The 22,102-nt window shown below is 63.6% G+C and carries 20 protein-coding genes; 5 read left to right on the forward strand and 15 right to left on the reverse strand.

Annotated elements, in window-relative coordinates:
• Nucleotides 1-511 precede the first annotated feature (511 nt).
• The 7 genes from rng to K225_RS0108845 all read right to left on the reverse strand — a co-directional run bounded on the left by rng (nucleotide 512) and on the right by K225_RS0108845 (nucleotide 7,269).
• On the reverse strand, nucleotides 512-1,999 hold the full coding sequence (gene rng, locus K225_RS0108815; RefSeq protein ID WP_026436054.1) for a ribonuclease G: 1,488 nt from the start codon (nucleotides 1,997-1,999) through the stop codon (nucleotides 512-514).
• A 7-nt stretch (nucleotides 2,000-2,006) separates the two neighbouring features.
• A complete protein-coding gene (locus K225_RS0108820; protein ID WP_026436055.1) occupies nucleotides 2,007-2,621 on the reverse strand; it encodes a nucleoside triphosphate pyrophosphatase in 615 nt (204 codons plus the stop codon).
• Nucleotides 2,622-2,722: 101 nt separating this feature from the next.
• Nucleotides 2,723-3,190, reverse strand: a complete 468-nt coding sequence (gene rlmH, locus K225_RS0108825; RefSeq protein WP_026436056.1) for a 23S rRNA (pseudouridine(1915)-N(3))-methyltransferase RlmH — start codon at nucleotides 3,188-3,190, stop codon at nucleotides 2,723-2,725.
• 75 nt (nucleotides 3,191-3,265) lie between these two features.
• On the reverse strand, nucleotides 3,266-4,003 hold the full coding sequence (gene rsfS / locus K225_RS0108830; RefSeq protein WP_026436057.1) for a ribosome silencing factor: 738 nt from the start codon (nucleotides 4,001-4,003) through the stop codon (nucleotides 3,266-3,268).
• Nucleotides 4,004-4,184: 181 nt separating this feature from the next.
• Nucleotides 4,185-5,156: an oxygen-dependent coproporphyrinogen oxidase gene (gene hemF, locus K225_RS0108835; protein WP_051248824.1), complete on the reverse strand. Its 972-nt coding sequence runs from the start codon at nucleotides 5,154-5,156 to the stop codon at nucleotides 4,185-4,187.
• Nucleotides 5,156-6,436, reverse strand: a complete 1,281-nt coding sequence (purD, locus tag K225_RS0108840; protein ID WP_026436059.1) for a phosphoribosylamine--glycine ligase — start codon at nucleotides 6,434-6,436, stop codon at nucleotides 5,156-5,158. The genes hemF and purD overlap by 1 nt, the downstream gene beginning before the upstream one ends.
• Before the next feature lie 113 nt (nucleotides 6,437-6,549).
• Nucleotides 6,550-7,269 (reverse strand): YebC/PmpR family DNA-binding transcriptional regulator, encoded by a 720-nt coding sequence (locus K225_RS0108845; protein ID WP_026436060.1) that lies wholly within the window; start codon nucleotides 7,267-7,269, stop codon nucleotides 6,550-6,552.
• 79 nt (nucleotides 7,270-7,348) lie between these two features.
• Here K225_RS0108845 and K225_RS0108850 point away from each other — a divergent pair, with 79 nt between their 5' ends.
• The 4 genes from K225_RS0108850 (at nucleotide 7,349) to upp (ending at nucleotide 11,681) form a co-directional block, all read left to right on the forward strand.
• Nucleotides 7,349-8,872: a helicase HerA-like C-terminal domain-containing protein gene (locus tag K225_RS0108850; protein ID WP_026436061.1), complete on the forward strand. Its 1,524-nt coding sequence runs from the start codon at nucleotides 7,349-7,351 to the stop codon at nucleotides 8,870-8,872.
• Nucleotides 8,873-9,030: 158 nt separating this feature from the next.
• Nucleotides 9,031-9,897, forward strand: coding sequence for an enoyl-CoA hydratase-related protein (locus K225_RS0108855; RefSeq protein ID WP_026436062.1), 867 nt, complete (start codon nucleotides 9,031-9,033; stop codon nucleotides 9,895-9,897).
• 121 nt (nucleotides 9,898-10,018) lie between these two features.
• Nucleotides 10,019-11,005: a threo-3-hydroxy-L-aspartate ammonia-lyase gene (locus K225_RS0108860; RefSeq protein ID WP_202900037.1), complete on the forward strand. Its 987-nt coding sequence runs from the start codon at nucleotides 10,019-10,021 to the stop codon at nucleotides 11,003-11,005.
• Nucleotides 11,006-11,051: 46 nt separating this feature from the next.
• Nucleotides 11,052-11,681 (forward strand): uracil phosphoribosyltransferase, encoded by a 630-nt coding sequence (upp, locus tag K225_RS0108865; RefSeq protein WP_026436064.1) that lies wholly within the window; start codon nucleotides 11,052-11,054, stop codon nucleotides 11,679-11,681.
• A gap of 106 nt (nucleotides 11,682-11,787) precedes the next feature.
• Here upp and K225_RS0108870 read toward each other — a convergent pair whose 3' ends face one another.
• From K225_RS0108870 to K225_RS0108900, 7 genes are all read right to left on the reverse strand, one after another.
• A complete protein-coding gene (locus K225_RS0108870; protein ID WP_026436065.1) occupies nucleotides 11,788-13,506 on the reverse strand; it encodes a nitrite reductase in 1,719 nt (572 codons plus the stop codon).
• 384 nt (nucleotides 13,507-13,890) lie between these two features.
• Entirely contained in the window at nucleotides 13,891-15,051 is a 1,161-nt protein-coding gene (locus tag K225_RS20625; RefSeq protein WP_051248827.1) for a GGDEF domain-containing protein, read from the reverse strand.
• A 249-nt stretch (nucleotides 15,052-15,300) separates the two neighbouring features.
• Nucleotides 15,301-16,587 carry a hypothetical protein gene (locus K225_RS0108880; RefSeq protein ID WP_026436066.1) on the reverse strand — a complete coding sequence of 429 codons (1,287 nt, stop codon included), beginning with the start codon at nucleotides 16,585-16,587 and terminating at the stop codon, nucleotides 15,301-15,303.
• A 151-nt stretch (nucleotides 16,588-16,738) separates the two neighbouring features.
• Nucleotides 16,739-17,488, reverse strand: a complete 750-nt coding sequence (locus tag K225_RS0108885) for a hypothetical protein (RefSeq protein ID WP_026436067.1) — start codon at nucleotides 17,486-17,488, stop codon at nucleotides 16,739-16,741.
• 21 nt (nucleotides 17,489-17,509) lie between these two features.
• The gene (locus K225_RS0108890) at nucleotides 17,510-18,079 is read right to left on the reverse strand and encodes a hypothetical protein (RefSeq protein ID WP_026436068.1); all 570 of its coding nucleotides are present in this window, start codon (nucleotides 18,077-18,079) and stop codon (nucleotides 17,510-17,512) included.
• Complete coding sequence (locus K225_RS0108895; protein WP_026436069.1) at nucleotides 18,076-18,360, reverse strand: DnaJ domain-containing protein; 285 nt, start codon at nucleotides 18,358-18,360, stop codon at nucleotides 18,076-18,078. The genes K225_RS0108890 and K225_RS0108895 overlap by 4 nt, the downstream gene beginning before the upstream one ends.
• Before the next feature lie 58 nt (nucleotides 18,361-18,418).
• A complete protein-coding gene (locus K225_RS0108900) occupies nucleotides 18,419-19,132 on the reverse strand; it encodes a YebC/PmpR family DNA-binding transcriptional regulator (RefSeq protein ID WP_026436070.1) in 714 nt (237 codons plus the stop codon).
• Nucleotides 19,133-19,419: 287 nt separating this feature from the next.
• On the opposite strand from K225_RS0108900, the gene K225_RS0108905 reads away from it, so the two are divergent.
• Nucleotides 19,420-20,649: a nucleoside recognition domain-containing protein gene (locus K225_RS0108905; RefSeq protein WP_026436071.1), complete on the forward strand. Its 1,230-nt coding sequence runs from the start codon at nucleotides 19,420-19,422 to the stop codon at nucleotides 20,647-20,649.
• A gap of 77 nt (nucleotides 20,650-20,726) precedes the next feature.
• Here the strand turns inward: K225_RS0108905 and K225_RS0108910 are convergent, their stop codons facing one another.
• Nucleotides 20,727-21,968 (reverse strand): cystathionine gamma-synthase family protein, encoded by a 1,242-nt coding sequence (locus K225_RS0108910; RefSeq protein WP_026436072.1) that lies wholly within the window; start codon nucleotides 21,966-21,968, stop codon nucleotides 20,727-20,729.
• Nucleotides 21,969-22,102: the final 134 nt, after the last annotated feature.

A 22,102-nucleotide genomic window follows, 5' to 3' on the forward strand; every position in this document is an offset into this window, starting at 1 on the left:
AAGAATTGAAGTGAACTTCACTTCTCTCTCATGAGCGTTTGTAGTGCTAAGCACTAGTTCCAAAGAACTTGGCACTCGCCATCAAACGCCCACGCTTATCGGCTGTATGTTTTTAATGAACCAGATCACAAAGCGCCTAAGCCGCCTCATCATCTTCAACCCGCTGCGATCAGCGAAGCCTTAAATTCTAGCACAGTTTTTGAAGAACCGTCAAACTTTCGAAAACTTTCACTCTCCAGATCCCAGCCACTCACAGCAACCAGACCCACCGAGCGAAGCCTTGAATTATATACCGGGTTTTTACCCAGACCAACCCAAAACCATCTTCTTTTTTTCCTCCGCCGCCTACAACCTACCAAAGAGGAGGGCTCAAGGCAGCGAAGCCATAGATTTTAGCACGGGAAAACCAGGAAAAAGACGAGACTCCAGCGCGTCCCATCACCTGCTTCACCCCGAGTGACAAGACGGATGGGCCAAGCCCGCCACTCCGGCGTGCATTGCCTTGACAACATTACAGCAGCACGATGTCGTACTGCTCTTGACCCATGGCACTCTCGGCTTGCAGTGAGATGGGTTTGCCAATGAAATCGCTCAAGCCCGCGAGATGCTGGCTCTCTTCATCCAGAAAAAGCTCCACAACGCGCGGCGACGCCACTACGCGAAACTCCCGCGGGTTGAATTGGCGAGCCTCGCGCAGAATTTCGCGCAGTACGTCGTAGCAAACGCTGCGTGCGGTTTTCACCTGACCGGCCCCCCTGCAGACACTGCAAGGTTCGCACAACATGTGTGCAAGCGATTCGCGGGTGCGCTTGCGTGTCATCTCCACCAGACCCAATTGAGAAAAGCCGCCCGACATGGTTTTGACCCGGTCGCGCGCAAGCTGTTTCTTGTACTCTGAAAGAACGGCTTCCTGATGGTCCTCACGGGCCATATCAATGAAGTCCACGATGATGATGCCACCCAGGTTGCGCAGGCGCAGCTGGCGCGCAATGGCCTGCGCGGCTTCCAGGTTGGTCTTGAAGATGGTGTCGTCGAAATTGCGCGCGCCCACATAGCCACCTGTATTCACATCAATGGTGGTGAGCGCCTCGGTCTGGTCCACGATAAGGTAGCCACCCGACTTCAGATCCACACGACGGCCCAAGGCCTTGGCCACTTCTTCGTCGATGGAGTACAGGTCAAAGATGGGCCTCTCGCCCTTGTAGTGCTGCAGCTTGCCGGCGGCTGCGGGCATGAATTCCTGTCCGAACGCACGCAGGCGCTGGAACTGCTCCATCGAATCAAGCCGGATGGTCTGCGTGTGGTCACCCACCAGGTCGCGCAGCACGCGCTGCAGCAGGTCCAGGTCCTGGTGCAGCAGCGACATGGCGGGCAGCTTGAGCGAGGCTTCCTTGATGCGCGCCCAGGTCTTGCGCAGATAGGCAATGTCCTCGGCCAGCTCTGCGTCGGTGGAATCCTCACCATTGGTGCGCAGGATGAAGCCACCGCCACCGCCCGTGGACTTGTCGCCCACCAGTGCCTGCAGGCGCGCGCGCAGCGCATCGCGCTCGGCAGGTGGAATCTTCTGCGACACGCCCACATGGTCGTCCTGCGGCAGAAACACCAGCAGGCGGCCCGCAATGCTGATCTGCGTGGACAGGCGCGCGCCCTTGGTGCCGATGGGGTCCTTGATGACCTGCACCATGAGCGCCTGGCCCTCGAACACCTGCTTTTCGATCGGCACCTGCGGCTCGCTCTTGCGCGCAAATGCCGGCGGCTCGCCATCCGGCTGGCGCTGCCACACGTCAGCCACATGCAGAAAGGCCGCGCGTTCCAGCCCGATGTCGATGAAGGCCGACTGCATGCCCGGCAGCACGCGTGAGACCTTGCCCAGATAAACATTGCCCACCAGACCCCGCTCCAGCGTGCGCTCGATGTGCAGCTCCTGCACTGCGCCGTGCTCCACCACGGCCACGCGAGTTTCCTGGGGGGACCAGTTGATCAGGATGTCTTGTTGCATGTTGTTCTCAGATAGCAAACCCGGCGGCGCGCAGCAGTTGCGCCGTTTCGTACAAGGGCAGGCCCATGATGCCCGAATAACTGCCCGCCAGGTGTTCCACATACGCCGCCGCCCGGCCCTGGATGCCGTAGGCCCCAGCCTTGCCCAGCGGCTCGCCGGTGGCCACGTAGGCGTTGATCTGTGCGGTCGTCATGGCGGCAAAGGTGACGCGCGACACGGACAGTGCCGAAATGCGTTTGGTGCCCACCTGCAGCGCCACGGCGGTGAGCACCCGGTGCTCGTGGCCCGCCAGCTTGGCCAGCATGCGCGCTGCGTGCTCCGCATCGTCGGGCTTGCCATAGATGGTGCGGCCCAAGGCCACGGTGGTGTCAGAGCAAAGGACAGGGGCATCGGGCAAACCACGGCGTGCGCGCCGTGCCACGGCGGAGTCAAGCTTCAGCCCCGTCACACGCTCCACATAGGCCGTGGGGGATTCGCCGGGCAATACCACCTCGATGGCCTCAGCGTCCTCCGGCTCGTCGCCCTCCACATTGGGCAGCAGCAGCTCGTGGCGCACGCCCAGTTGTTCGAGCAGCTGGCGCCTGCGGGGGCTCTGGGAGGCAAGATAGATGAAGTCGGGCATGGTCAGATTTATGGTAAAAATTCACTCTATAGCTTATAAATAAAGCGCTAGAAGCTACCAATAGAATAGCAATTCATACACCACCCCGCCGTCCCGGTATCTCATTCGCGGTGGTAGGGATGTCCTGCGTTCACCGACCACGCGCGGTAAAGCTGCTCGATCAGCAGCACGCGCACCATGGCATGGGGCAGGGTGAGATCCGACAAGCGGATGCGTTCGTGTGCGGCCTGGCGGAAGGCTGGATCCAGCCCGTCAGGGCCGCCGATGACCAGCGCCACATCGTCGCCCCCCAGTTGCCAGCCCTTGAGGCGTTCGGCCAGGGCCTTGGTGGTGAGGTTGGCGCCGCGTTCGTCCAGGGCTACCACGCGTGTGCCGCGCGGGATGGCGGCTTCGATGCGCTCGCGCTCGGCGGCGTAGAGCGTCTCCAGGGTCTTGGAGCCGCGCGGTTCGGTCTTGACAGCCTTGAGCTCGACCTTGAGTTCGGGTGGAAAGCGTTTGGCGTAATCGTCGTAGGCCGTTTGCGCCCAATCAGGCACCCGCTGCCCCACCGCCACGATAAGCAGCTTCATGTATGCGCCTTGGTGTGAAAACCGGGCCCCTGGCGCAGGTCAGGCGACGCGCGCAAAGAACCCTGCGGCAAAGCCTCAGCCCTTGCGGGCAGGCGCCTTTTTGGCTGCGGGCTTTGTGGCTGCAGCGGGCTTGGAAGCGGCGCGCGGGGCAGATTTCTTCGCAGCAGGCTTTTTGGCTGCGGGCTTGACGACCACCGTCTTTACGGGGGCCTTCTTGGCGACTGAGGGCTTCTTGGCTGCGGCACCTGCCGCGGCCGTGGCAGGGGTCTTGCGGGCCGGTGCCTTCTTGGCTGCCGCTTTGGGCTTGGCCTCTGTCACGGCGGCGCTGGCCGCCTTGGGCTTGCCGGGCTTGCGGGCGGGGACCTCTGCCGCAACGGTAGCGGCCTTTTTCTTGGCGGGTGCCTTCTTGGCCGCCGCAGCCACGGGCTTGGCTGCGCCCAGCTTCAGGCGCACCGGCGTGTCGCCCCACAGCTCTTCCAGGCGGTAGTACTGGCGGATGGTGGGCTGCATGATGTGCGCCACGGCGGCACCGCAGTCCACGATGATCCATTCGCCGTTGTCTTCGCCTTCGATGCGCGGCTTGGAAAAACCGGCTTCTTTCACCGCATCGCGCACGCTGGCAGCCAGTGCCTTGGTCTGGCGGTTGGAGGTGCCCGATGCCACGATCACCCGTTCAAACAGCGGCGAGAGATGCTCGGTGTTGAAGACCTGGATGTCTTGCGCCTTGACGTCCTCCAGTCCATCGACGATGGCACGCTGGAGTTTGGTGACGTCTTTTTTGGCGGCGGTTTCCGGTTTGGTGGAGGTGGTCATCAGGCGGTGGTTAGAAAGGGAATGGAATCAATATAGCGTGCAACGCGGCGCACAGCCAGCGGGCTGCGCCTTGGGTGTTGCGCTCGGGTACTGCGGCAGTTTGAGGCATTTTTACCTCCAGTGCCTGTGTAAAAAGCGCTGACAGCTATTGAAATTATAGCTTTTGCGCTTTTCACGGCCTTTAGGATGTCGTGTCAGCGCCATCGGCAAGCCAGTCGCGCCGCACCAGAAAGCGCTGCACAAGCTGGGCTTCGGCCGACTCGGCCACGTCTGAGCGCTGATACGACCATGCCACCAGCGGCGGCATGGACAGCAGGATGGATTCAGTGCGCCCGCCCGACTGCAGACCAAAGTGCGTGCCCCGATCCCACACCAGATTGAACTCGACATAGCGGCCCCGGCGGTAGAGCTGGAAGTCGCGCTCGCGCTCGCCAAACGGCAGGTTCTGGCGCCTTTCCACGATGGGCAGATAGGCGCCGAGGAAGGCATCGCCTACCGACTGCGTCATGGCCAGGCTTTGCTCGAAGCCCAGCTCCGAGAAGTCGTCATAGAACACCCCGCCAACCCCGCGCTGCTCGCTGCGGTGCTTGAGGCAGAAGTATTCGTCGCACCACTGCTTGAAACGCGGGTACTTGTCGTCACCAAACGGTGCCAGCGCATCGCGGCAGGTACGGTGGAAGTGCACCGCGTCTTCTTCGAAGCCGTAGTACGGAGTCAGGTCCATGCCGCCGCCAAACCAGCAGGTGGGTATTTGCCCCGGATGGCCAGCGGCGATCATGCGCACGTTCATGTGCACCGTGGGCACGTAGGGGTTGCGCGGGTGGAACACCAGCGACACACCCATGGCCTCGAACGGCGCGCCCGCCAGCTCGGGCCGGTGCTGCGTGGCCGAGGGCGGCAGCTGCGGTCCGCGCACATGGCTGAAGCCGCAGCCCGCGCGCTCGAACACCCGCCCACCTTCCATGATCTTGGTGATGCCATCGCCCTGCAGCGGCTCGCCGGGGGCTTTGCGCCAGGCGTCGGCCAGAAAGCGCGCACCGCCCTCGCCTTCCAGGGCTCCCAGTGCATCGGTGATGCGCGCCTGCAGGCCCACCAGGTAGCCGCGCACGCGGGCCACCGTGTCGGCAGGGTTCAAGGCCTGAGCGTCTGCCATCAGTTTTTCAGGGCCCGGAAGCCGATGTCGTGGCGGTACTGCGCGCCGTCAAAGTGAATGCCGCGCGCCACGTCATAGGCGCGCTGCTGCGCCTGCTTGACACTGTCGGCCAGCACGGTGACGCACAGCACACGGCCGCCGGTGACGCTGACCACGCCGTCTTTCAACTGCGTACCTGCATGGAACACCACTGCATCGTCCGCCTCGGCAGGCAGGCCGGTGATCGCATCGCCCTTGCGCGGATCCTCGGGGTAGCCGTGGGCGGCCATGACCACGCCCAGGGCGGTACGGCGGTCCCACTGCAGTTCGATCTGGTCGAGCTTGCCGTCGGCTGCCGCGGCCATCACATCGTAAAAATCGCTTTTCAGGCGCATGAGGATGGGTTGCGTCTCCGGGTCGCCCATGCGGCAGTTGAATTCGAGCGTCTTGGGGTGGCCCTTGGCGTCGATCATCAGGCCCGCATACAAAAAGCCCGTGTACGGAATGCCGTCCTTTTCCATGCCCCGGATGGTGGGCAGGATGATCTCGCGCATGGCACGGGCATGCACATCGGCCGTGACCACGGGCGCGGGCGAATAAGCGCCCATGCCACCGGTGTTGGGGCCTTCATCGCCGTCTTTGAGGCGCTTGTGGTCCTGGCTGGTGGCCAGCGCCAGCACGTTCTTGCCGTCGCACAGCACGATGAAACTGGCTTCCTCGCCGTCGAGGAATTCTTCGATGACGACGCGCGCGCCACCCTCGTTGTGCGCCACGCCGTATTTGTTGTCCACCAGCATGAAATCGACGGCGTCGTGGGCCTCTTGCAGCGTCGTGGCCACCACCACGCCCTTGCCGGCGGCCAGGCCGTCGGCCTTGATGACGATGGGCGCACCCAGGCGATCCACAAAGGCGTGGGCCGCAGCCGGGTCGGTGAAGGTGTCGTAGTCGGCCGTGGGAATGCCGTGGCGGCGCATGAAGGCCTTGCTGAACGCCTTGGAGCTTTCCAGCTGCGCAGCCGCCTTGGTAGGGCCGAAGATGCGCAGGCCGTTGGCACGGAACTCATCGACCACGCCCGCTGCCAGCGGGGCCTCGGGGCCAACGACGGTGAGCGCGATCTTCTCGGCCTGGGCCCACAAGCGCAGTTCACGCACGTCGGTGATGGCGATGTTTTCAAGGTGGCTGGAGAGCGCCGTGCCACCATTGCCAGGCGCCACATACACCTTGGTCACCTTGGGGGACTGGCTCAGTTTCCACGCCATCGCGTGTTCACGGCCGCCGCCACCAATCACAAGTACTTTCATAGGAGCCTTTGGTGAACCCGGCGCGCAGCACTCGACCGCTGGGCGGGGGTTCGGGGAATATCAGTGGGAAAACAGGTCAGTGCAAGAAAAAATGGCGAGAGCGCAGCGCTGTGTCACAAAGCAGCGTTGTGATAGACCTCCTGGGTGTCGTCCAGGTCTTCCAGCACGTCCAGCAGCTTTTGCATCTTGGCGGCGTCGTCGCCGGTCAGCTCAATCGTGTTCTCGGGCCGCATGGTCACGCCGGCCACCTCGGGCGCCAGGCCTGCGGCCTCCAGCGCGTTTTTTACGGTTTCAAAGTCGGCTGGGGCGGTCAACACCTCCACCGCACCATCGTCATCGGTCAGCACGTCTTCGGCGCCCGCCTCCAGCGCCACCTCCATCACCTTGTCTTCACTCGTGCCAGGGGCAAAAATCAGCTGGCCACAGTGCTTGAACTGGAACACCACCGAGCCTTCGGTGCCCATGTTGCCACCGTGTTTGCTGAACGCGTGGCGCACTTCGGCCACGGTGCGCACGCGGTTGTCGGTCATGGTGTCGATCATGATGGCGGCGCCACCGATGCCATAGCCTTCGTAGCGGATTTCTTCGTAGGTCAGGCCTTCGGCGTTGCCTGTGGCCTTGTCGATGTTGTATTTGATGCGGTCAGCGGGCATGTTGGCCGCCTTGGCCTTGTCCACCGCCAGGCGCAGGCGGGGGTTGGCAGACAGGTCGCCGCCACCGGCACGGGCGGCCACAGTGATTTCACGAATGATGCGGGTCCAGATCTTGCCGCGTTTTTCATCCTGGCGCCCCTTGCGGTGCTGGATATTCGCCCATTTGCTGTGTCCTGCCACGGGAAGTCCTTTGGTATTGATTTAATCTAGTGGCCGCGATTTTACTTTTGCCTGCCACCGATCTCCGAGGAAACCCTAAATGGCCGAACCCCTGCTGATTGCCAAACATGGCACGATTGAATGCCACCTGCTGCCCGGCCTGGCCAACCGCCACGGACTCATCACCGGCGCCACCGGCACCGGCAAGACCGTGACCCTGCAGACCCTGGCCGAGAACTTTTCGCGCATCGGCGTGCCCGTGTTCATGGCCGACGTGAAGGGTGACCTCACGGGCGCCAGCCAAAGCGGAAAGATCGGCGACAAGCTGGCCGCCACCCTCAAGGATCGCGGGCTGGAACTGCCCACTGCCCAGTCCTGCCCCACCACGCTGTGGGACGTGTTCGGCGAACAGGGTCACCCGGTGCGCGCCACCATCTCCGACATGGGCCCGCTGCTGCTGGGACGCATGCTCAACCTCAACGAGACCCAGCTCGGCGTGCTCAACCTGGTCTTCAAGATCGCCGACGACAACGGCATGCTGCTGCTGGACCTGAAGGACCTGCGTGCCATGCTGCAGTACGTGGGCGACAACGCCAAGGAATTCACCACCGAATACGGCAACGTGAGCGCCGCCAGCGTGGGTGCCATCCAGCGCGGGCTGCTGCAGATCGAGCAGCAAGGCGGCGACAAGTTCTTCGGCGAGCCCATGCTGGACATCGCGGACTTCATGCAGACGGTGGACGGCAAAGGGGTACTCAACATCCTGGCGGCCGATAAGCTCATGAACTCGCCACGCCTGTATGCCACCTTCCTCTTGTGGATGCTGTCCGAGCTGTTCGAACAACTGCCCGAGATCGGCGACCCCGAGATTCCGAAGCTGGTGTTCTTCTTCGACGAGGCCCACCTGCTGTTCAACGAAGCGCCCAAGGTGCTGGTCGAGCGCATCGAGCTGGTGGTGCGCCTGGTACGCTCCAAGGGCGTGGGCGTGTACTTCGTCACCCAGAACCCGCTGGACATCCCCGACAGCGTGCTCGCCCAGCTGGGCAACCGGGTGCAGCATGCGCTGCGCGCCTTCACACCTCGTGACCAGAAGGCAGTGAAAGCCACGGCCACCACCATGCGCCAGAAGCCGGGCCTGGACATCGAAACCGCCATCACCGAGCTGGCCGTGGGCGAAGCGCTGGTGAGCTTTCTGGACGCCAAGGGCCGCCCCAGCGTGACCGAACGGGTGTTTGTGCTGCCGCCCGGCAGCCAGCTCGGTCCCATCACACCGCAACAGCGCCAGGCGTTGATGGCCAGCTCGCTGGTAGCCGGGGTGTACGAAAAGGTGGTGGACCGTGAATCGGCCTACGAAAAACTCAAGGGCCGCGCCGAGGAGGCCGCGACGCAGACGCCCAATGGCCATGGCAGAAGCGCCAGCGGAACACCCGCCGAAGAAGGCGGCGGCCTGATGGGCGGACTCAACGACGTGCTGTTTGGCAGCACGGGGCCGCGCGGCGGAAGGCGCGACGGACTGGCCCAGACCATGGCCAAGTCGGCAGTTCGCACCATGGGTACCTCGCTGGGCAGGGAGATCCTGCGCGGCGTGCTGGGCGGAATCTTCGGGGGCAGCAAGCGGCGTTGATGCGGCAGGTCGCCCGGGCTCTGCGGCGCTCTGGCACAGCACATTACTCCTGATTTAATAGCTTCCAGCGTTTTATTTACAAGCGTCAACGGCATATTTCATGGGAAGTCGCCCACGCGACGGTGTGCAGCAGCACCGCGGGCCTACATTCCTCGTCCATGACCCCTCCCACCTGTTTTTCCCTGAGCACCACCGACCACGTGGCCCATCTGGTACTGAACCAACCCGAGGCCATGAACACCATGCACCCCACCTTCTGGCGCGAGCTCGATGGGGTGTTGGCCCAGTTGCACCAGACGGGCGAGGCGCGGGCGCTGGTCATCAGCAGCACCGGCAAGCATTTCAGCGCGGGCATGGCGCTCGAAACCTTCAGCGGCGCCATTGCCATGGACGACCAGAGCCCCGAGGGCCGCGCCGCCATCTTCGACCTGCTGACCGACATGCAAGCCACCTTCACCCGCGTCGAAAGCCTGCGCATCCCCGTGATCATGGCCATCCAGGGCGGCTGCATCGGCGGCGCGGTGGACATGGTGACGGCCGGCTGCATCCGCTACGCCACGCAGGATGCGTTCTTCTGCATCCAGGAGATCAACATCGGCATGGTGGCCGACGTGGGCACGCTGCAGCGCCTGCCCAAACTGATCCCGCTGGGCGTTGTCAAGGAGCTGGCCTACACCGGCCGCCGCCTGGGCGCGCAAAAAGCCCTGGCTTACGGCCTGGTCAACGAAGTGTTCGACACACAGGACGCCATGCTGGCCGCCGCCCTGCAATGCGCGCGCGAGATCGCCAGCAAGCCCCCCGTGGCCATCTGGGGCACCAAGCAGGCGGTGAACTATGCCCGCGACCATTCCGTGGAGGACAGCCTGCGCCAGATGGGCTGGCTGCAGGGCGCCATCTGGAGCAACCAGCATTTGCGCGAATCGGTCAAGGCCATGAAGCAAAAGCGGGCGGGCGACTTCCCGGCGCTGGCCCCGCTGCAGCGCTTCAGCGAACAGGACCGACCCCAGATTCATCAAAATAGATAGCTGCAAGTACATACAGAATAAGCGCTGTAGCGTTGATTTGCTTCAAAATGCACCGCAACGGGCTATGATGCGGCAGCGTGGTTGCCGCATCCCTGCGCCCCACCTGCCCAAGGATGCCGCCATGACCCAGACACCCGTTTCCGTGCCCATGTCTGCGCCCACCTACGCCGATGTGGCCGATGCAGCGCATCGCTTGCATGGCATGGCGCACCGCACGCCAGTGCTGCGCTCCACCACCGCCGATGAGCGGCTGGGCGCGCAGCTTTTCTTCAAGTGCGAAAACCTGCAGCGTACGGGCGCCTTCAAGTTCCGCGGCGCCTTCAACACCCTGGCCCAGTTCACCGACGAGCAGCGCAAGGGCGGTGTGCTGGCTTTCTCGGCCGGCAACCATGCCCAGGCCATCGCCATTTCGGCCCGGCTGCTGGACATGCCCGCCGTGATCGTCATGCCCGAAGACGCCCCCGCCGCCAAGATGGCCGCCACGCGCAGATATGGCGCACAGGTCGTCACCTACAACCGCTACACCGAAGACCGCGAGGCCATCAGCCGGCGCATGGCGCAGGAGCGCGGCATGACGCTGGTGCCGCCCTATGACCACCCGCACGTCATCGCGGGCCAAGGCACCGCGGCCAAGGAGCTGCTGGAAGAAGTGCCCCACCTCGACTACCTCTTCGTCTGCGTGGGCGGCGGCGGCCTGCTGGCGGGTAGCCTGCTGGCCGCCGAGGCACTGGCGCCACACTGCCGCGTGGTGGGCGTGGAGCCCGAGACGGGCAACGACGGGCAACAGTCCTACCGAGCGGGCCATATCGTGCAGATCACCACGCCCCACACCATTGCCGACGGCGCGCAAACCCAGGCGCTGGGCCAGCTCACCTTCCCCATCATCCAGCGCTTGGCGGACGACATGGTCACCGCCACCGACGAACAACTGGTGCAGGCCCTGCGTTTTTTTGCCGAGCGCATGAAGATCGTGGTCGAACCCACCGGAGCCCTGGCCTTTGCCGGCGCAGGAAACGGCAGCGTGGACGTGCGCGGCGCCCGGGTGGGCATCGTGATCAGCGGTGGCAACGTCGATATGGCGCGCTATTCGCGCTTTCTGGCAGACTGACTGCGTTTTACCGATCATCCATAACCATAAAAAAGGCCTCCGCCCTATGAGCAACGTCACCGTCATCACCCATCCCCTGGTCCAGCACAAGCTCACGTTGATGCGCAAGAAGGAAGCCAGCACCAACAGCTTTCGCCGCCTGCTGGGCGAACTCTCCACGCTGATGGCCTATGAAGTCACGCGCGACATGCCGCTGCAGGACGTGCAGATCGAAACCCCCCTGGAGACCATGACCGGCAAGGTCATCGATGGCAAGAAGCTGGTGCTGGTGTCCATCCTGCGCGCCGGCAACGGCTTTCTGGACGGCATGCTCAACGTGGTGCCCGGTGCCCGCGTGGGCCACATCGGCCTGTACCGCGACCCGACCACGCTGCAGCCCGTGGAGTACTACTTCAAGATGCCGTCCGAGATGGAAGAACGCGACATCATCGTGGTGGACCCCATGCTGGCCACCGGCAACTCGGCTGCTGCCGCCGTGGAACGCCTGAAGAAGCTCCACCCCCGTTCCATCAAGTTCGTGTGCCTGCTGGCCGCGCCCGAAGGCATTGCCACGCTGCAAAAAGCCCATCCCGACGTGCAGATCTTCACTGCCGCCATCGACCGGGAACTGAGCGAGCATGGCTATATCCTGCCCGGCCTGGGCGATGCGGGTGACCGCATTTTTGGCACCAAATAGTCCGCCAACGCCATAAAAAAACCGCCGGCAGGAAATGCTCCTGCCGGCGGTTTTTTTGTAGCCACCACCGCGAAGCCCGAGGGGGCTGCGCGGCGGCGCCGTCACATCAATACACGTCGTGCTGCGTGTTGTACACGTTGAAGTGGCCGGTCGGCGTGATCAGGCGAGGGTCCTTGATGACCTTCTTGAGCTTGAGTGTCTTGTCGTCGACCACCACCATGGCGCTGATCTTGTCCTTGGCACTCCACACCGAGAACCAGACTTCGTCGCCGGCCTTGTTGAATTCCGGCTGCACGACGCGCTTGGCACCATCGTCCTTGATACCAGCCCACTCGGCGATCGGCAGCGTGACATAGCCCTTGTCCAGGTTCTTCATGTCATACACCACCACCGACTGCGAGATCTTCGGATCGGGGTTCAGCGGCGCATCCGAATACAGGTGGTTGGACTTGGGGTGGCTCTTGATGAACAGAGCGCCGCCGCCTGGGCCCTTGAGCTTGGCCACTTCCTTGAAGGCGTATTGCTTGTGCTTCTTGGGGTCGGTGCCGATCAGGGAGATGGTTTCGTCGCCCAGGTGACCGGTAGCCCAGACAGGACCGTATTTCGGGTGGTTGAAGTTCGCGCCGCGGCCGGGGTGGGGAATCTTGCCCACATCGACGATGGCCGCAAGCTTGCTGTCCTTGAGGTCGAACACCGAAATCTTGTTGCTGTTGTTGGCAGCCACCATGAAGTAGCGCTTGGTAGCATCCAGGCCGCCGTCATGCAGGAAAGGTGCCGAGCCAATCTCGGTCATCTTCAGTGCGTTCAGGTTGGAATAGTCCACCATCAGGGTCTTGCCGGTCTCCTTGACGTTCACGACAAACTCGGGCTTGAAGTGGCTGCCCACGATGGAGGCCACGCGCGGCTCGGGGTGGTATTCCTGCGTGCCCACCACGTTGCCACGGGTGGAGACGATCTTCAGGGGTTCCAGCGTGTCGCCATCCATGATGACGAACTGTGGCGGCCAGTAGGTGCCGGCAATCGCGTACTTGTCTTCGAAGCCCTTGAACTTGCTGCTCTCAACCGAGCGCGCTTCCAGGCCGGTGCGGATTTCGGCCACCGTGTCGGGTTTTTCCATCCACAAATCGATCATGTTGACCTTGGCGTCACGACCGATCACGAACAGGTAGCGGCCCGAAGCCGACATGCGCGAGATATGCACCGCATAGCCGGTCTTGATGATGCTGATGATTTCCTTGGTGTCACCGTCGATCAGCGCGATCTCGCCCGCATCGCGCAGCGTGGTCGAGAAGATGTTGGTGATGTTGTAGTTGTTCATCTTCTTCTTCGGACGCTGGTCCGCAGGAATGACGACCTTCCACGTTTTCTTCATGTCCGCCAGGCCGTACTCTGGCGGGACTGGAGGATCCTGCTGGATGTAGCGGGCCATCAGGTCCACGTCGGCCTCGGACATCTCACCCGAGGTCTGCCAATTGGGCATGCCGGCGGGCGAGCCGTAAGCGATGAACACCTTGAGGTAGTCCGTGCCCTTGGGCAACGTGACGTCAGGCGTCAGTGGCTTGCCGGTGGCACCCTTGCGCAGCACGCCGTGGCAGCCAGCGCAACGCTCAAAGTAAATCTGGCGGGCCCGATCGAACTCGGCCTGCGTCATCTTGGGCGCCTTGGGATTCGAACTTTGGTACATGGCCACATCGGCCAGAGGTGAAGTACCTGCCTGGTAATTCACCTCGGGTGCCGATGCACCCTCCTTGTGTTGTGCCGCAGCGGCCAGAGCCAGAGTGGACAGTGCCAGGGCCGCAAGGCGCGCCAGCTTTCGGGTTGTCATGGGAACTCCTTTTTTTTCACAGCCCATACGCTCATTCCATCCTGAAAGATCGCCCGCCGAGGGCTGCGACGATATGGTTTCGGCAGACATGGTGGCCATTCTTCGACGGGTGTCCTGGGCCCACTTTGATGCGCGTCAAACAACCATTTAACTTGCATCATTCACCCCGAGACACACCAATAATCCAACAACCGATACAAGAAACCAACCCATGAAACCGCAGCTTTTCTGCCCTTCCCCGTTTCGCGCCAAAGCCACACCGTGGGCACCCTCCACGCCTTGGCGCTGGCCACGTTCGCGGCCGGCCTGTCCGGGGAGCCTGTTTACGATCTCCCAGGGTTGCCAGCCATCGTTGCCTCGCCCGTGATCAACTCACGCATGCCCTCAAAGAGCCCTTGCCTCCACCCTGTTGCGCCCATGCTCCTTGGCCAGGTACATGGCCTCGTCCGCGCGCTGCAAAAGGGCATCTGACGAATCGCCGGGCAGGTATTGCGTAGCCCCGATGCTCACCGTCAAGGCAATGGGGCCACGATCGGTGAGCACAGGCTGGCTGGCCACCATGGCACGAAGGCGCTCGGCCACGGCACGGGTGCCCTCGCTGCTGGCGTTGGGCAGAAAAATGGCAAACTCCTCACCGCCCAGCCGCCCCATCACGTCCTCCTTGCGCAGGCAGCCGGTCGCCAGGCGGACAAAGTGGCGCAGCACGTCGTCGCCACTTTTGTGCCCCCAGGTGTCGTTGACCTTTTTGAAATGGTCCAGATCCATCGCCAGCACAGAAAGACCAGACGGCGTGCGCTGTGCGCTGCTGATGGCCTTGTCCATCAGCGTGAGAAACGCACGCCGGTTGAACACATTGGTCAGCGGGTCCATCTCGGCCAGGTGGCGCAACTCGCTGGTAATGTATTCATTGGTGAGCATCAGCGTGCCAAATGCCATCATCACCAAGGCCAACGTGGCTTCCAGCACCACGAACTGCGACAGCAGCGCCACCATGTCGGCGCCAGCACCCCCACCCACTTCAGGCGTGGCCAGCCTGAACAGCAGCGGACGCAAGAACAGGAAAAGCCCATGCAGGCCCGCCACGAGGGCAAACAGATAGCGTGCCGGCACATTGCGAAAGCCACCCCGCGCCAGGGTGTGGGCTGTCAGCAAAAAGCATGCGCCAGAAACCGATCCCGCCAACGCAAACCGGACTCCCAGGTGCGGCTGCACCACCGTGAAATACGCCGCCAACGCCATTACGGCAGCAATGACCGTCACCGCATACCCATGCGGCAAGGGGTGCCGCCCCATGTAGGCACGGCTTGCCAGAAGGCAGAGGTAAGCGGCCACGGAGATGGACGCCTGCGTCAGCACCACTGACAGCACCTCCGGCGTGTAGTCGCGCACCAGCAAAATGGCGCAAAACACCGAGGCGCTCAGAAAAGACAGCGTCCACAGCCGCAAGCCTGGAATGCCCTTGTTGAAATGCCACACGGCATAAAGCACCGTGGTAACCAGCACCGCGAGGATGCCTGCGACGATGACGAGCGTGGGACTGTGCACGGAGGATGGGAAGGGCTGAGGGCTGTGCGCAAAACGGTCTGAGGAATCCGCCGTGTGTTGCGAGCCGGAGAGAAAAGCACGCCAGGAAATGCGTATGCAATTGTAAACACACCCTAATGACTCAGCAGATGCATGAACGCTAGGTGCCCGAGCGGGTTGCGCCCACGTGCGCCATGGCGCGGGCGATGGTGCGCATTGGTCACGCGCAGGCGCTGGCCTCAAGCGCCCGGGTCGCTCCGGCACGCCGCGTCACCCCGCCACATGGCACTCACGGCGCAGCAAGGCCAGCGCGTCGCGCATCTGGTAATCCATGTCGCTGCCCAGCGTTTTGGTCGATTCCTGCACAAAGCTGTTCCACAGGTCGATGTAGTCGGACTGGTGAGCACCAGGCGCATGGCTGCGGATGAACGCGGTGGCCAGCCCGGGCTGCAGGCCGCTCTTGCGGATCTTGCGCACCAGGCTGGCAGCGGTTTTTTCGGTCAGCAAGGTCTTTTTGGGAGCGCCTGCTGCCACGCACAGGAACAGCGTCAGCAGCGAATGTTCGTCTTCGTTGCCCTGGGTGGTCTTCATCCATGTCTTGCTGGCAGGCTGGGGCGGCTCGCCGCCCTCTTGCAGCGCATCCAGGCTGCGGTGGTAATGGTCCACCTCGGCCAGTGGGTCGTCCAGCAGAAAATAGCGGGCACGAAACACGCTGGTGGGGCGCAGCAGCGCGCGCAGCGGCACAGCCGCATCGAGCAGTTTGGGCAGGTCGGCCAGCACGGCAGCGCACTGCGCCTGCATCACCGCGCGCAGATCCACAGGCACGCCAGCGGGCAACCGCAGCTGCGTGGGTGCTGTCAGTTGCTTCTTGCGCAGCGCCGTCACCAGCTTCTCCAGGGCGACGGCGTTGGGCCACTCGCCCAGGTGCATGGCTTTGGGCGCCAGGGCCTGCATGAGCAGGCCGGTGCGGATGACGGCCTCGGCATCGGCACCGGCGGCTTCCAGCTCGTCGGTATCCAGGTCGTATTGTTCGGCCAGCCACTGCGCGGCACCGATGGCACTGGCAATCTGGCTGCGGCGCGCCAGCTCGGCCCGGTAGTCGGCATGGCTGCGCAGCGACCACAGCGCCAGCAGCGGCGTTTGGGCATCGGCATAACCCGCCATGCCGAAATTGCTGCTCTCGGGCAGAGCGATCAGGCGCTTGAGCATGTCCGAGCCGCCCTTGGAGCGCGACAGGAACGAGTGGTCGCGCAGCGAGAGGGCGGCTTGGTCCAGATCACCGCCCGTGGTTTCCAGCAAATACAGGCTGATGAGGTTGACCATGCGGTCACGTGCCTTTTCCAGCTCGGGCCGCAAAAACTCGCTGCCGAAATAGCGGGCGATCTGCACCATGCCCTTGGGGGCATCAGTGCGGATGGCGTCGAGCCGGGCGGCATCCAGGATGCCGTGCTGCACGCCATGCACCAGCGCTTTTTCAAAGAACGGGCGGGCGTCGTGCAGCTGCAGAGCATGGGTTGCGGCAGGCAGATCAGTGTTTGGAGTGTCAGGCAATGTCATTCAGCTCTCCATCGCGCTGCGCGTCGTCGCGGCCTCACGAAACTGGCACGGACCAGGCCAGGGCCGCCGCGCTGGCGGCGCCCCCCTGCCCGCCTCGCACAGCGCGGCGAGAGAAGGGGGAAGGCGCAAAGCGCCTCAGGGGGGTTGTTATCTATATAGCGGATTCTTCGTCGGATGTGCGCGCCGCAGGGGTGGCCTTGCCGCGGTCGGTGTCGCTGGTCTCGAACTTGCCGTCGTCTTCCTCGGCCGGCTCGTCACCCTCGTCCAGGCCCATGTCGTGGGCACGCGCCTTGGCACGCAGCACCAGCAGGGTTTCAATGAAGAGATCACGGCATTCATAGCGCAGCAGCCAGGCCAGCTGCATCCAGTCGCGGTCGGCCACTTCGTCCTGGTCGATGCGGGGCTGCACATAGCCTGACGCCAGCAGCTCGTCATCGGTCAGGGTGAGCCCGTAATCTTCGGTGGCGTCGAAGGTGCCGGTGCGGGCAAAAGCCTCGATGCGGCTCCATTTTTCGGCAAAGTAGTTGGCCAGGGCCTCGGCGCCGCCTTCCAGGTCGCCAATGGCGGTCAAGAACTCCACCGGGTCGGCATCGTCCCGAAAGATGACGGCGTTGACCATGTTGCGCAGGTGCGTGTGGGTCAGGTCCTTGTATTGCTTTTCCAGCACCATGGCGCGCGCAAACTGCTCGGGCGTGACCAGCAGGTTGACGACCGAGGCCTTGGAGTCGTCGTACTCGCGCATCACGGCCAGCACATCTTTCGGTGCCAGCTGGTCCAGCACGACCATCAGGGCGTTGTCGCCTTCGGTATCGGCCAGCTCGGCCAGCGCCGATTCGGCACCCACGATGTCGCCCGCGGCAATCAGGCTGGTGGTTTTGGTGATGAGGGCCAGGTGGTTCATGGGCGGAAAATCTCGGTCTTGTCAGTCTTTGCGGTCAAAGCCGGCCTCGGCCAGCCAGTGGGAGCTGGCCTCTTCGCGGGTGCGGCTGTTGTGCGGGTCGGTGGCATCGTCGGCGCTGAGTGCGTTGTAGTCATCGTCGTGCTCGGCGGCCTCTTCGTCGCCATCGTGCTCGGCCTCGCCCTGCGCCGGTGCCGGGGCCAGGCGCGCATGCTGGTGCAGATACTCCAACCCCGCCGCCACGACCATGAAGGCCGGGCCACCGGGCTCGCGCAGCACGGTTTGAGCCAGGCTGGCGGCCCAGGGTTCCAGCGCAACGGCGCCCGTCAGCGCGCCCCACTCGGGTAGCTTGTCCGCCCCCTGGCCAAGCAAATGCTCCATCACCGCTGGCTTGGCAAAACGGAAACCCTGGTGAAAGACCACCGCCACCATCTCGGGGGCCAGTTCCATCATCTTCACCAGGAAACCGATCTCGGAACGCTTTTCGGCCAGCCGCTTACGCAGCACATCCTTGCCCTCCGAATCCGAAACCAGGTCATCCAGCTCGGCCTGGTAGGCCGAACGCAAGTCATAAAAGTAAGGGGAAAGTTTCACGAAGGAAGAATGCTCTTGAAATAGGTTTGCCAGATCTCTTGTGCGGTCTGCAGCGGGTCGTCCAGCAGGTTGCGGCGGCGGTTGTCGTCGTAGGCCTGGCGGGCCTCGTCGTCAGCCAGCACCTCGTAGGCCTTTTGCACGGCCTGGAAGCGCTGCGCGGCATCGGGTGCGTCGTTCCGGTCGGGGTGATAGAACGACGCCTTCTGGCGAAAAGCCTTCTTGATGTCGGACAGCGACGCGTTGGCGCCCAGCCCGAGGGCGGCGTAATGGTCAGCGGTCATGGAATGGTTGCCAAAAAAAGCCCAGCGCGGGCCGGGGTGGTGGCCAGCCCCCGGGCGATCAGCTGCCCAGGCTCACATAGACGTTCTGCACGTCGTCGTTGGCGTCAATGGCGGCCAGAAAGCTTTCCACCTCTTCCAGCTGCTCTGGCGTCAGGTTGGCAGGGTTCACCGGGTTCTTGGGCTTGTAGCCCAGCTTGGCCGACAGCACGGTGAAGCCGTGCGCCGGCAGCGCACGGCTGACCAGGTCGAGTTCAGCGGGATCGGTCCAGAAGGTGGTCGTGCCCGCCTCGTCGCCCGCTTCGCAGTCTTGCGCACCCGCCTCGATGGCGGCTTCTTCGGGGTCGGCACCGGCAACCGTGGGCTCGGCTTCGATCATGCCGACATGATCAAAATCCCAGGCGACCGAACCCGAGGTGCCCAGCTGGCCCTTGCGAAACAGCACGCGCATTTCGGGCGCCGTGCGTTTCACGTTGTCGGTCAGGCACTCGACCATCACGGCCACCTGGTGCGGGGCATAGCCTTCGTAGATCACATGCTCGAAGTGAACGGCCTCACTGCCAATGCCGGCGCCCTTCTTGATGGCGCGCTCCAGCGTGTCCTTGGGCATGGAGACCTTGCGGGCCTGCTCGACAACGAGGCGCAGGCGCGAGTTGCCGGCCGGGTCAGCCCCGCCGCGCGCAGCCACCATGATTTCCTTGGCCAGCTTGCCAAACAGCTTGCCTCTGGCATCTGCGACTTGTGCCTTGCCTTTTGCTTTCCATTGCGCGCCCATGGCGGATGTTCCTTCGTGTTGTGGCGCTCGATGAACCGGTTCAATGGATCCATGGCGCCTGGTTTTTGTCTTGGGGCGAATGCGCGCTGGTTTTTCAACCCAAACCGGACACGCAACCGAACCCTGTAGCGTACCACCCGGCGATTTGCCCTGTCCGTTGCGCGTTTGCAGGCAAAAATACGGGTTAACCTATCCATGGCCGGGTTCGCACCCAGGTTGGCGTGGCAATCAAGACGGCTGCGGTCCGGCCCCACAACACATTCGGCCCACACGGAGTTTTTTTCCCCTTGCTCAACATCCTCTGGCTGGGTTTTTTTGTCACCGCGGCAGTTGCCGCCCTGGCCCAATGGCTGGTTGGCGGCCATGCCCAGATTTTTGCGGCCATGGTCGAGGCCCTGTTTGCCATGGCCAGGCTGTCGGTCGAGGTGATGGTGCTGTTGTTTGGCACGCTCACCCTGTGGCTGGGATTTTTACGCATTGCCGAGAAGGCCGGCATCGTCAACGCCCTGGCGCGCTGGCTGGCGCCGCTGTTTGCACGGCTGATGCCCGGCGTGCCGCGCGGCCACCCGGCCCTGGGCCTGATGACACTGAACTTTGCCGCCAACGCGCTGGGCTTGGACAACGCCGCCACGCCCATGGGCCTGAAAGCCATGCGCGCGCTGCAGGAGCTGAACCCGCAGCCCGACACTGCCACGAATGCACAAATCCTGTTCCTGGTGCTCAACGCCTCGTCGCTCACGCTGCTGCCGGTGACCATCTTCATGTACCGCCTGCAGCAGGGCGCGCCCGATCCGACGCTGGTGTTCCTGCCCATCCTGCTGGCCACATCGGCCTCCACCCTGGTGGGGCTCGTCAGCGTGGCCGTGGTGCAGCGGCTGCCGCTGTTCAGCCCGGTGGTGCTGGCCTACCTGCTACCGCTGGCGCTGGGGCTGGCCGGCTTCATGGCGCTGCTGGCCACGCTGTCGGCGGCAGCCCTGGCGCAGTTGTCGTCGCTGCTGGGCAACCTCACGCTGTTTGCCCTGGTCGTGCTTTTTGTGGTGGTGGGCGCCTGGCGCAAGGTGGCCGTTTATGAAGCCTTCATCGAAGGCGCCCGCGAGGGCTTCGAGGTGGCCAAGGGCCTGCTGCCCTACCTGGTGGCCATGCTGTGCGCGGTGGGAGTGTTCCGCGCCTCGGGGGCATTGGGCTATGTGCTCGATGCCATCCGCTGGTGCGTGCAGGTGCTGGGCGTGGATGCGCGCTTCGTCGATGCCCTGCCCACGGCGCTGGTCAAACCGTTTTCGGGCAGCGCGGCGCGTGCCATGCTCATCGAAACCATGCAGAGCCAGGGTGTGGACAGCTTCGCCGCACTGGTGGCCGCCACCATCCAGGGCAGCACCGAAACCACGTTTTATGTGCTGGCGGTGTACTTCGGGGCGGTGGGCATCCAGCGCGCTCGCCATGCGGTGGCCTGCGCGCTGCTGGCAGAGCTGGCAGGGGTGGTCGCTGCGATTGGGGTGTGCTACCGGTTTTTTGGCTGAATTCCAAGCCAGATTGGCTGCCAGCGCTTACAGAAAAATCGCTGGAAGCTCTAATCTCAAGAGCAGATCACCTGCTTTCAGGCCAGCGCCTGCGCAAAGTCGGCCAGCAGGTCCTGCAATTCCTCCAGGCCGACCGACAGGCGGATCATGCTGTCGCCAATGCCCATGACGGCCCGCACCTCGGGGCCCGCTTCCCAGAAGATGGTGTGGGCCACCGGGATGATGAGCGTGCGCGTATCCGCCAGGCCCGTGGCCTTGATGGGCAGCCGCAGGCGGTTGCACAAGGGCAGGCACTGGGCGGGGTCGCGCAACTCGAACGACAGCAGCCACGAGCCCGCCTTGAAGTGCTTTTGGGCCTGGGCATGCTGCGGGTGTGACGCCAGCAGCGGGTAATGCACCCGCGCCACGGCCGGGTGCTGCTCCAGCCACTGGGCCAGCGCCAATGCGGTGGCGCTGGTGCGGTCCATGCGCAGGGCCAGCGTTTCGGCGCCCAGCGCAATCTGGTGCGCGGCATGGGATGACAAGCTGCCACCCATGTCGCGCAGGCCCTTCTTGCGCAGCTGCTGCAGGCCCCAGCCTTTGGCATCGCCCTTGCGGTAGGCCGGAAAGATGTTGGGGTAGCGGCTCCAGTCGAAAACGCCGGTGTCGATCACGGCGCCACCCAGCGCGTCGCCCTGCCCACCGATGCTCTTGGTGAGCGAATGCACCACCAGGCCCGCCCCCACCGTGCCCGGACGGAACAGGTACGGCGAGGCCACGGTGTTGTCCACCACGTACAGCAGGCCGCGCTCCTGGCACAGCGCGCCAATGCCTTCCAGGTCGGGAATCTGCGTGCCGGGGTTGGCAATGGTTTCGGCAAACACCATGCGGGTGTTGGGCCGCAGGGCGGTGGCCACTTTGGCGGTGTCCGTCACGTCCACCGTGGTGACTTCAATGCCCAGATCGGCGAGCGTGCCCAACACGCTGTTGGTGTTGCCAAACACGAACTTGCTGGCCACCAGATGGTCACCCGCCTTGAGCAACGTGAGAAAGATGGCGCAGATGGCGGCCATGCCGGTGGCAAAGACGATGCTGCCCTGGCCCTGCTCCATCTGCGTGAGCTTGGCCTCGAGCGCGGCCGTGGTGGGGGTTCCCTGGCGGGCATAGTTGAAGCCGCCCTTGGCGGTGCCCTGGAACACGGCAATCAGGTCCTCGACCTGGTCAAAGCCGTATTGCACCGAGGTGTGGATGGGCTGGTGGATGGCGCCATGCGCGGCACCGCCCAGGCGGTCGGCATGCACGATCTGGGTGGTGAAGCTGCGGTTTTGCGGTGTCGTCATAAAAATCTGCGCTGTTTCTGCGGGGCTACTTACAAGGCGGGGCGATCAATACTGGCGCGCCCTGACGCCAGCGCACCCGTGGAACTGGCTCTGCCAGGCCACCGGGTGCGTCCCCCTCAGGGGGAAGGCGCGCC

Origin of the sequence: Acidovorax sp. JHL-9 (assembly GCF_000426205.1) — a bacterium.
GTDB classification, from domain to species: Bacteria; Pseudomonadota; Gammaproteobacteria; order Burkholderiales; family Burkholderiaceae_C; genus Acidovorax; species Acidovorax soli.